Source organism: Paraburkholderia phymatum, assembly GCF_038900715.1.
Taxonomy (GTDB): Bacteria; Pseudomonadota; Gammaproteobacteria; order Burkholderiales; family Burkholderiaceae; genus Paraburkholderia; species Paraburkholderia phymatum_A.
Genome location: NZ_JAYMRZ010000026.1, coordinates 117,600 through 125,033, shown reverse-complemented (window position 1 = coordinate 125,033; position 7,434 = coordinate 117,600). Strand labels below are relative to the sequence as shown.

Here is a 7,434-nt window from a genome sequence, read left to right as displayed (position 1 = left end):
TCGATACCCGAGACGCGTCGCCTCTTCAGCACCGGAAAGCGTTGGCCCTTAAGCGGATGAAATGGATGACAGATCTCCGCCCAACCCAAATGCTCGTTGAGCGCTTGTGCAGTTCGCGCTGACCGTCCCGACGGTGACGGACCGGCTGATCCAGCAGGCGCTGCTACAGGTGCTACAAGCGGTTCTGGACCCCACCTTCAGCGAGCATAGCTACGGCTTCCGTCCCGGACGGCGTGCGCACGACGCGGTGCTTGCCGCGCAGTCGTACGTGCAGTCGGGCCGGCGGATCGTGGTGGACGTCGACCTGGAAAAGTTCTTTGACCGGGTCAATCACGACATTCTGATCGACCGTTTGCAGAAGCGCATCGAAGACGCTGGCGTGATCAGGCTGATCCGGGCGTACCTGAATGCGGGCGTGATGAGCGATGGCGGGGTGCAGCAGCGGCACGAGGGCGCGCCCCAGGGCGGGCCGCTGTCGCCGCTGATGGCTAATGTCCTGCTCGACGAAGTGGACCGGGAACTGGAACGGCGCGGTCACTGCTTCGTGCGCTATGCCGACGATGCGAACGTGTACGTTCGCAGCCGCCGTGCGGGCGAGCGGGTGATGGCGCTGTTGCGGCGGCTGTACGGCCGGCTGCGTCTGAAGGTCAACGAGACCAAAAGCGCGGTGGCCAGCGTGTTCGGACGCAAGTTCCTGGGCTACAGCTTCTGGGTCGCGCCCGGGCGCGTGGTCAGGCGTCGGGTGGCGGACAAACCGCTGGCGGCGTTCAGGCAACGCATCCGGGAGTTGACGGTCCGCTCGGGTGGATGCAGCATGCAGGACGTGGTGCAGCGGGTACGTGCCTACCTGTTGGGGTGGAAGGCGTACTTCCGGCTGGCGCAGACCCCGAAGGTCTGGCGGGAGCTGGACGAGTGGCTGCGTCATCGGTTACGTGCGATCCAGCTCAAGCAGTGGAAGCGCGGCACCACGATCTACCGCGAACTGCGCGCCGTGGGCGCTAGCGTCGAAGTGGCCCAACAGGTGGCCGCCAACAGCCGTCGCTGGTGGCGCAACAGCGCCCAGCTGCTGAACCGCGTGCTTCCAGTGTCGTGGTTCGATCGGCTGGGCTTACCGCGTCTCTCATGACCTCAACTTCCCGAACCGCCCGGTGCGGACCCGCATGCCGGGTGGTGTGGCAGGGGCGCAGCCTGATGGCTGCCCCCTATGCCGATTTGCGCCGTCATCGAGGTTCCGAGCTTTCCGCCCGAGGATAGAGCCCCCGATCAGTTGCCGCGAATCAGCGTGCTGTTCGCGCGCTTGTATCTGATGTTGGTCAGGATCGCGTCCGCCTTGCCGGTCGGCATCTTGCTCGAGCAGAAGTAATCCTGATAAAGCGACGCGTGGTACGCGTTCAGATCGCCGTTTTCGATACGCGTCCAGTCGTTTTCGACCGTGCGATCCCAGCCGTCGTGGTCCGCGTTGAGGCCCGCATACAGCTTCCACGAGTAGTCCTGGCAGCGGATGCCCTCGTAGTTGACGTTGCGCGCGCCGCTCGGGCTCGTGATCACTACCGTGTAGCGGACCACGTCGTCCTTATCGACGGTCAGCGATTTCGCATCGAGTGCGAACTGAAGCGTCGTGTTCTGCGAAACGGTGAACGGCAGCAGATTGCCGGGTTGCGGCATGGGCGGCAGCGTATCGACCTTTTTTTCGGTCCAGGTCGAAGGCCGGTCGAGCAGGTACTGAAAGTCGCTCTTCGGTCCGTCGGACGCGTTGGAGTTGGAACCCTTGGTACTCGAACAGCCAGCCAGCAGAACGCCAGTGGCGACGCACGCCACGGCGAAAGCAGATACTTTCAATATGGTTTCCTCGAAACGCCGGCGCAGCGCGGCATGCCCCACACCGCACCGGCAGATGCGGCATGGACAGCCGCACAGAGTCAGTCGCGCAGCCCCGGCGCCTGAGCGACCGGGTCTTCCGTCGACGAACAGTCGGACCCGATTGTCGCACGCAGCGCCGTTTCGACGACGATCGTCGTCGTGACCGCGGTCACGGATGATGCGGACGCCATCGACGCCCCAGGCGGCGCATTCACCGACGACGCCATCCGCGGATAACGTTGCCCGTGATAATGTCCGCCGGGCCGTTCCGTGCGCGGCTGAGGCCGCCGCAGAAAGCGGGACAACTCCGTTAACGCCAGCTGATACACATCCCGCTTGAACTCGATCACGCAGTCGAGCGGCACCCAGTACTCGTTCCAGCGCCAGGCATCGAACTCAGGGTGATCGGTCGCGCGCAGACAGATGTCGCAATCGCGTCCAATCATCCGGAGCAGGAACCAGATCTGCTTCTGGCCGCGGTAGTGACCGCGAACCTCGCGCTTGATGAACTTGTCCGGCACCTCGTAACGCAACCAGTCGCGCGTGCGACCGATAACCTTGACGTGCTCCGGAAGCAGGCCGGTTTCTTCGTGTAACTCCCGATACATCGCTTGCACGGGGGTCTCACCGTACTTGATGCCCCCTTGCGGAAACTGCCAGGAATGTTCACGGAGCCGTTTGCCCCAAAACACCTCGTTGCGAGCGTTCAAGAGGATGATGCCGACGTTCGGGCGAAAGCCTTCACGATCCAGCATACAACCACCTTCGAATCCTTTAAAATTGCTTTGATTATAAACAGATAACGGGTCCGACGCACCGCTTCGCACCAGATTGGCGCGATTGGACGTAACAGGCCGCGCCCGTCGCCGCGAGAGCCGCTTCCCAACGCCGTCGGGCAAAAGCCGGCGCATGCGACAATCGATATTCGGCGTGTGTTGGTGTGGCCGGCGCTCAGGCGCGCGAACCCATCGTCTTACCTCTTCGGGCGGCCCTTTTGGTCCGCCGCTTTTGGAAAATTCTGAATGAAAGCCTCCCGTTTCTTTATCGGCACCCTGAAGGAAGCGCCTTCCGACGCGGAAATCGTCAGTCACAAGCTCATGGTTCGCGCCGGGATGATCCGTCGCGTCGCTGGCGGCATTTATAACTACTTGCCAATCGGCCTGCGCTCGATCCGCAAGGTGGAAGCGATCGTGCGCGAAGAAATGAACCGGGCAGGCGCGCTCGAACTGCTGATGCCGGCCGTGCAGCCGGCTGAGCTGTGGCAGGAATCGGGCCGCTGGGAAAAATACGGCCCCGAATTGCTGCGCTTCAAGGACCGCAAGGAGAGCGACTTCGTGATGGGACCGACGCACGAAGAGGTGGTCACGGACATCGCGCGCAATCAGATCAAGAGCTACCGGCAGATGCCCGTGAACTTCTATCAGATCCAGACGAAGTTCCGCGACGAGATCCGTCCGCGCTTCGGCGTGATGCGCGGCCGCGAGTTCATCATGAAGGACGCGTACTCGTTCGATAAGGACCTCGACGGCCTGAAAGAGACGTATCGCAAGATGTACGACGCGTACGTGCGCATCTTCACGCGCCTCGGTCTCGATTTCCGCGCGGTCGCGGCGGACAACGGTTCGATCGGCGGTAGCGGTTCGCACGAGTTCCACGTGATCGCGGAGACGGGCGAGGACGACATCGCGTATTGCCCGACTTCCGACTTCGCGGCGAACGTCGAAGCGGCTGAAGCGCTGCCGCTGATCGCCGAACGCGCAGCGCCGAAGGAAGAGCTGAAGAAGACGCCGACGCCCGGCAAGGCAAAGTGCGAAGCCGTGGCCGAGTACCTGGACATCCCGCTCGAACGCACGATCAAGTCGATCGTTCTCGCTACCGACAACAAAGCGGAGAACGAAGGCGCCGAGCCGACCATCTGGCTGCTGATGCTGCGCGGCGATCACGATCTGAACGAGATCAAGACGAACAAGCTGCCGGGCCTCGCCGAATACCGCTTCGCGACGGAAGACGAAATCGTCGAGTGGTTCGGCACGCCGCCGGGCTACCTCGGGCCGCTCAACACGAAGAAGCCGGTCAAGGTGATCGCGGACCGCACGGTCGCGAACATGAGCGATTTCGTCGTCGGCACGAACGAAGTGGATTTCCACACGACGGGCGTCAACTGGGGCCGCGATCTGCCCGAGCCCGTCGTCGCGGATATCCGCAACGTGAAGAAGGGCGACCCCTCGCCGGACGGCAAGGGCGTCATCGAGATCTGCCGCGGCATCGAGGTCGGCCACGTGTTCCAGCTCGGCACCAAGTATTCGGATGCGATGAACGCGAAGTATCTGGACGAGTCGGGCAAGCCGCAATCGATGCAGATGGGCTGCTACGGCATCGGCATCACGCGTATTCTCGGCGCCGCGATCGAACAGAACTTCGACGAGAAGGGCATCATCTGGCCGGAAGCGATCACGCCGTTCGAAGTCGTGCTGTGCCCGATGGGCTATGACCGCAGCGACGCCGTGCGCGAGCACGCAGACAAGCTGTACGCCGAACTCGTCGCAGCGGGCATCGACGTGATCCTCGACGATCGCGGCGAGCGTCCGGGCGTGATGTTCGCGGACTGGGAGCTGATCGGCGTGCCGCATCGTCTCGTGATCGGCGACCGTGGCCTGAAGGACGGCAAGATCGAGTACCAGGGCCGCCGCGATGTGGAAGCCACGCTGCTGCCCGTCGACGGCGCGGCGCAGTTCGTGACCGACAAGATCAAAGCGGCACTCGCGCACTGACGGGAGCGGACAGTGGAGTACAACTTCCTGTCTGCGACCGTCCTGCTCATTCTCATCACTGACCCACTCGGCAACATCCCGCTCTTCATCAACTGCTTGCGGGGTGTTGCGCCTCACCGGCGCATCCGCGTGATTCTGCGTGAAATCGCCATCGCGTTCGTGATCCTGCTGGTCTTCATGCTCGTCGGCGACCGCTTCCTGCGGATGATGAGCCTGACCGATCTGTCGTTGCGTATCGGCGGCGGGATCGTGCTGTTTCTGATCGCACTGCGGATGATCTTCCCGCATCCCGATGGCCCGTTCGGCGCCGATTCGCGCGCCGCAGAGCCGCTGATCGTGCCGCTCGCGATTCCGGCGCTCGCCGGTCCGTCGGCACTCGCGACGGTGATGCTGCTGACGTCTCAGGCGCCGAGCAAGATGGCCGAATGGGTGGCGGCGCTGACGGTGACGATGATCGTCTGTGCGATCGTGCTGGTGCTGGCCGAACGTATCCAGCAGTGGCTCGGCGAACGTACCGTGATGGCGTTCGAGCGGTTGATGGGTCTCGTGCTCGTCGCGATTTCAGTCGAAATGATGCTGGGCGGCATTCGCTCTTTCGTGCATCAGCTTTGAAGCCGGATCAATGCAGCAACAAAAAAGCGACCCATGAGGTCGCTTTCTCGTTTGGGCATCGGCGGAAACGCGTCATGCGCCTTCCGTCAACGCGCGAATCGTGGGCAAATTGCGCCAGTATCCCTTCGCGTCCATTCCGCAACCGAACACATAACGGTCCGGCACTTCGAAGCCGCAAAAGTCCGGGCGCAGCGGCTTCGCCTTGGGGATGATCTTCTCGCACAGCACCGCGCTCATGAAGCGCTTCGCGCCCATCGCCATGATGCGGTCGCGGATCGCGGCCATCGTCTCGCCTTCGTCGAGGATGTCGTCGAGCACCAGTACGACGCGGTCCTTCACCGACTCGGCGGGCGCGACGCGCCACTGCATTTCCGCGCTGCCCTTGATCGCGTTGCGATAGCGGGTGAGATGGATGTAGTCGAACTCGAGCGGGAAATCCAGGTGCGGCAGCAACATGCCCGTGAACACCGCCGCGCCGCCCATCACCGACAGCACGAGCGGAAAGTCTTCGGCCATCTCGGCGCGGATGGCGTCTGCCATGCGGCCGATGGAGGCGTTGACGTCGCTGGCCGAAACGATTTCTTCGGAGTGGCGGAAAATGTGGAGAGCTTCTTCGCGATTCATGACGTCTGGCGGGCGGTAACTGTATACATAGTGTGAGAGACAACGACCCAGTGCGCTACAGCATATACCCGCGCCTTCCTTCGGCATACGCGCCCGGTCGAGATGGCCGCTGCGCTCGCATTTGCGAAGGAGCGCACGCGGCCGAGAGGGATCAGCGCATGCCCGGCATCATGCCCTTCATGCCGCGCATCATCTTCTGCAGGTTGCCGCCCTTGAGCTTCTTCATCATCGTGCGCATCTGGTCGTACTGGTTCAGGAGCCGGTTGACTTCCTGAACCTGCACGCCCGCACCCGCCGCGATACGGCGCTTGCGCGTCGCCTTGATCAGCTCGGGCTTCGCGCGCTCGGCGGCCGTCATCGAGTTGATGATGCCTTCCATGCGGCGCATCTGCTTCTCGGCCTGGCCCATGTCGGCATTCGACGCGGCCTGCTGGAACTGCGCGGGCAGCTTGTCCATCAGCGACGACAGGCCGCCCATCTTCTTCATCTGTGAAAGCTGCGCGCGGAAATCGTTCAGATCGAAGTCGCCGCCTTTCTTGACCTTGTCGGCGAGCTTCTGCGCGGCCTGCACGTCGACGCCGCGCTGCGCTTCCTCGACGAGCGCGAGGATGTCGCCCATGCCGAGAATCCGGTTCGCCATCCGGTCCGGATAGAAGATTTCGAGGCCGTCGAGTTTTTCCGCGACGCCGACGAACTTGATCGGCTTGCCCGTCACGTGACGCACCGACAGCGCCGCGCCGCCGCGCGAATCGCCGTCGAGCTTCGTCAGCACGACGCCCGTGAGCGGCAGCGCGTCGTTGAACGCCTTCGCGGTGTTCACGGCGTCCTGACCGAGCATCGCATCGACGACGAAGAGCGTTTCGGCCGGATCGAGCGCCTTATGCAGCGCCGTGATCTCGTTCATCATCGCTTCGTCGATACCGAGACGGCCGGCCGTGTCGACGAGCAGCACATCGTGATAGTGACGCTTCGCCCAGTCGACGGCGGCGCGCGCGATATCGACGGGCTTCTGGTCCGGTTGCGACGGGAAGAAATCGGCGCCGACCTGCTCGGTCACGGTCTTGAGCTGGGCGATAGCGGCGGGACGATACACGTCGCACGACACCGTCAGCACTTTTTTCTTGTACTTCTCGCGTAGAAGTTTGGCGAGCTTGCCGACGGTGGTCGTCTTGCCCGCACCCTGCAGACCCGCCATCAAGATGATTGCAGGCGGCGTGACGGCGAGATCCAGTTCGGCGGCCTTGCCTTCGTAGTCGCCGCCGATCACGGCCGTCAACTCGCGCTGCACCACGCCGACGAGCGCCTGACCCGGCGACAGGCTGGCGATCACTTCCTCGCCGAGCGCCTTCTCCTTTACCTTCGCGATGAAGTCGCGCACGACGGGCAGCGCCACGTCCGCTTCGAGGAGCGCGAGGCGCACTTCGCGCAGCATCTCCTGGGTGTTCGCCTCGGTGAGGCGGGCTTCGCCGCGCAGCGTCTTGACGACGCGCGCCATCCGTTGAGTGAGATTGTCGAGCATGGGGAGCGATGAGCAGTGCGGCCCGTTCCGTCACCGCGCCAGAGCGGC

Annotated in this window: 7 protein-coding genes and 1 pseudogene; 3 read left to right on the top strand and 5 right to left on the bottom strand. The window is 63.3% G+C overall.

The window, feature by feature from the left end; all coding sequences use genetic code 11:
• Window positions 1-89 (bottom strand): DUF5372 family protein (locus tag VSR68_RS34895; protein ID WP_342944118.1); only part of this gene is annotated, 89 nt, incomplete at its 3' end.
• Window positions 90-118: 29 nt separating this feature from the next.
• Here VSR68_RS34895 and ltrA point away from each other — a divergent pair.
• Window positions 119-1,126: pseudogene (gene ltrA / locus VSR68_RS34890) on the top strand (group II intron reverse transcriptase/maturase); the annotation flags it as partial.
• A gap of 137 nt (window positions 1,127-1,263) precedes the next feature.
• On the opposite strand, the gene VSR68_RS34885 reads toward ltrA, so the two are convergent.
• On the bottom strand, window positions 1,264-1,839 hold the full coding sequence (locus VSR68_RS34885) for a CNP1-like family protein (RefSeq protein ID WP_342944110.1): 576 nt from the start codon (window positions 1,837-1,839) through the stop codon (window positions 1,264-1,266).
• An 80-nt stretch (window positions 1,840-1,919) separates the two neighbouring features.
• Window positions 1,920-2,615 (bottom strand): RNA pyrophosphohydrolase, encoded by a 696-nt coding sequence (locus VSR68_RS34880; protein WP_342944109.1) that lies wholly within the window; start codon window positions 2,613-2,615, stop codon window positions 1,920-1,922.
• 267 nt (window positions 2,616-2,882) lie between these two features.
• Between VSR68_RS34880 and VSR68_RS34875 the strand changes: the two genes are divergently transcribed.
• Complete coding sequence (locus VSR68_RS34875) at window positions 2,883-4,631, top strand: proline--tRNA ligase (RefSeq protein ID WP_342944108.1); 1,749 nt, start codon at window positions 2,883-2,885, stop codon at window positions 4,629-4,631.
• Between the two features lie 12 nt (window positions 4,632-4,643).
• Window positions 4,644-5,243, top strand: coding sequence for a MarC family protein (locus tag VSR68_RS34870; RefSeq protein WP_342935883.1), 600 nt, complete (start codon window positions 4,644-4,646; stop codon window positions 5,241-5,243).
• Window positions 5,244-5,315: 72 nt separating this feature from the next.
• Here the strand turns inward: VSR68_RS34870 and VSR68_RS34865 are convergent, their stop codons facing one another.
• The gene (locus VSR68_RS34865; protein WP_342944107.1) at window positions 5,316-5,867 is read right to left on the bottom strand and encodes a hypoxanthine-guanine phosphoribosyltransferase; all 552 of its coding nucleotides are present in this window, start codon (window positions 5,865-5,867) and stop codon (window positions 5,316-5,318) included.
• A gap of 151 nt (window positions 5,868-6,018) precedes the next feature.
• Complete coding sequence (gene ffh / locus VSR68_RS34860) at window positions 6,019-7,386, bottom strand: signal recognition particle protein (protein ID WP_342944106.1); 1,368 nt, start codon at window positions 7,384-7,386, stop codon at window positions 6,019-6,021.
• Between the last annotated feature and the right edge of the window lie 48 nt (window positions 7,387-7,434).

Excerpts from the sequence above, each read along its gene's own strand:
- VSR68_RS34880 (WP_342944109.1), bottom strand. The coding sequence starts at position 2,615 with ATGCTGGATCGTGAAGGCTTTCGCCCGAACGTCGGCATCATCCTCTTG.
- VSR68_RS34875 (WP_342944108.1), top strand. The coding sequence starts at position 2,883 with ATGAAAGCCTCCCGTTTCTTTATCGGCACCCTGAAGGAAGCGCCTTCC.
- VSR68_RS34865 (WP_342944107.1), bottom strand. The coding sequence starts at position 5,867 with ATGAATCGCGAAGAAGCTCTCCACATTTTCCGCCACTCCGAAGAAATC.
- ffh (WP_342944106.1), bottom strand. The coding sequence starts at position 7,386 with ATGCTCGACAATCTCACTCAACGGATGGCGCGCGTCGTCAAGACGCTG.